The sequence below is a fragment of the Mycobacterium sp. genome (assembly GCF_025933915.1).
Lineage (GTDB): Bacteria > Actinomycetota > Actinomycetes > Mycobacteriales > Mycobacteriaceae > Mycobacterium.
The window spans coordinates 1-2,593 of the sequence record NZ_JAICZA010000293.1; the positions used below are offsets into that span (position 1 = coordinate 1).

The 2,593-nt window shown below is 68.8% G+C and carries 2 protein-coding genes; one reads left to right on the forward strand and one right to left on the reverse strand.

Going from position 1 to position 2,593, the window contains the following annotated elements:
- Positions 1-219: hypothetical protein (locus Q0W90_RS24165; protein ID WP_297777171.1), on the forward strand; the 219-nt coding region annotated here is incomplete at its 5' end.
- A 351-nt stretch (positions 220-570) separates the two neighbouring features.
- Here Q0W90_RS24165 and Q0W90_RS24170 read toward each other — a convergent pair.
- Positions 571-1,935: an IS1380 family transposase gene (locus Q0W90_RS24170; RefSeq protein ID WP_297777174.1), complete on the reverse strand. Its 1,365-nt coding sequence runs from the start codon at positions 1,933-1,935 to the stop codon at positions 571-573.
- Between the last annotated feature and the right edge of the window lie 658 nt (positions 1,936-2,593).

Below are 2,593 nucleotides of genomic sequence, written 5' to 3' on the forward strand. Positions count from 1 at the left end.
CCGGTGGTGCTGGGCCACCCCCGTGAGGCGTGGCTGCGTCCCGGCGAGCATCCGTTCGTCTCGATCGGATGGGCGAGGCGGTGCCATACCTCCACGCCGGGAGGGCGCTTGCACACGCTCACCATCACCTGGCCGGGAGGTTGGCGCGAGTCACTGCACCTGCCCACCGGGTGGCCGATCGAGTGTCATCAACCCGTCGCCACCGTCTACCTGGCGTGACCGCCCATCGGCCCGACCGTCCTGATCGCCGTTATGCCACTGACCACCGTCGAGCGGCGTCCACGCGAGCCATCAGGGTGGGGGTCTGAGGCGTTGGTGGCGCCCGGAGAGACGAGGCAGGAGAGGCGGATGTGACGGGTGGAGTGGCCTTCAGGTCGCTAAGCCGCAAAACACGGCCGTTTCGGCGGGATCTAGCGGCTTTACGACCTGAACCCTGATCCACCGACGTTGATGGTCGGGCTCCGTTTTCTGTGTTTCGTGGTGTGGCGGTGGGATTTGGCGCGGGTAATCTGCCGGTGTGCCCGGCTTTTCCACTGTGGGTCCTTGGTCGCGCCCGTTGGGGCTGGGTGGTCAGGTGGTGGCGGGTCCGGGTGGCCCGGTGGCGGCTGCGAAGAGGGCCTGCCAGGCGTCGGCCCAGGCCCACTGTTCGGGCAGGTGCAGCTTGAGCCGGCCGGCGGAGGTGGCGATTCGGGCGGGGACGTTGATGATGCGGCGGCGCAGGGTCGCCCAGCGGGCGCGGTGGTGGCCGGGGGTGGCGGCCGCGGCGGCGCGGGTGAGGTTGAACGCGATGACCGCGTGGGCGAGCCAGGCGGCGTTGGCGGCGTACTTGCCCGACGGCAGGTGCGCCAGCGGTCCGTCCTTCAGCTCGGCGATGACCTGCTCGACGACGGCGTGGTCGCGGTGGTGGGCGTCGGCGTCGACGGTGCTCAGCTTCGAGTTGGTGATGAACGCGTGGTGACGGTAGGTGTCGAACAGCTCACCCTGGTCGGGGTTGGCGGGATTGAGCCGTTTGACCCGGCGGACCACGAGGCGGCAGGTGACCTCGTCGGTCTTGCGGCGTGATCCGAAGACGGTGATGGGGGTCTCGGCGACCTCGGCGTCGGAGACCCACCGGTTGTCGTCGTCGTCCCACACCGCGTTCGGGTAGCGGATCGGGGTCCAGGCGTCCTCGTCGATGGCCGCGATGGTCCGGTTGACCTGCGGGTTCATTCGTGCGGTGATGGAGAACCACACCTTGTGGCGCAGCGCGACCGCGACCATCGTGCGGGTGTAGTACGCGGAGTCGGCTCGCAGCAGCACCTGCCCGGTGGCGCCGGCGGCGCGGACGGTCGTCAACGCCTGGGCCACCAGCTTCGCGCCGCCCTTGGCCGAGGCGGTGTTGCCGCCGCGGAGCCGGGCCGCCGCGATCACCGGCGCGGCCATCGGTGTCGAGACGATCGCCAGTTGCGCGTTCAGGCCACGCACCCCGGAGTAGCCGAACGCGGCGCCCTGCTTGGCGTGGCCGTGGACCTGTCGGATCGTGTCGTCGACGTCGAGGTAGGCCATCGTGTCGGCCCCGGCGAGCAGGGTCGGGACCCGCGCGGCGAGACCGGCCAGCAGCCGACCCGACACGGCGTCGAGCTGCCCGACGTGGCCATGGGTGAACGACCGCAGATACGTACCCAGGGTCGACGGGGCACGGATCCCGCTGAACACCTTGTCCGTCGCGCCGTGCCGCAGCACGTCGAGATCGTCGATGCTGTCCGCGCCCGCCAGCATGCCCGCGACCACGCACGTCGACTTCGCGACGGGGTTCGGCGACGGGACCCGCACATGCTCACCGAGCAGGTCGTGCAGCCCCGCCTGCTCACCCAGCCGCAACACCGGCACCAGGCCAGCGACCGACACGAGGTTGGGGTCGTCGAAATCAGCGGAAACCCTGTGAGATGCTTGCATCCGCGAGATGCCCCTTGCTGTGGCCGGATCCGATGTGTCGCAACACCGATTCTCCAACCCAGCAAGGGCATTCTCGTCTACGCCACGCCGACCCACCCCGCTGCGACGGTGGATCAGGGTGGAGGCGAGACCGAGATCGCTGAGTCGACGCTTCGACGTCAGCGTCACAGGCACCCGCCTTCTTTCATCGAGCGCCACTAGGACGTCCGCGGCGGCGCGCCTGATTCGGTAAGGCATCGAAGCGTCGCCGGCGTAGGCGAGGGACAGGTGGACCAACTCTGCTGTCGCGTCGCGTCCGAATCGGCACCAACGAAGCATGCTGGCGCAGGAGAACAGTGCTGCCCGCAAAGCACCAATGTTCACCGGATTGGCCACGACGTCCAGCAATAAGGTCATCGCTCGGCCGTCGCATGTGTACTGTAAGAGGGACGCCACCTCGCTGTAAACCTGCGCGGCTGGATCGGTCAAGATCTCGCGCGCGATGGCGATGAGAACCCTCCCGACACTTGGCCGTGCCGCGAGCCGAGCGATTGCCTCGGCGCGCCGCAGATACCCCGAACCCACGCAGGCAGCCAACTCCGTCAGGAGGCGCCGGACGAGCACCTCCCAGTCTCGGTCCATCACGACGACCAGTCCCTGGTTGCTCAGTGTCGCGGAG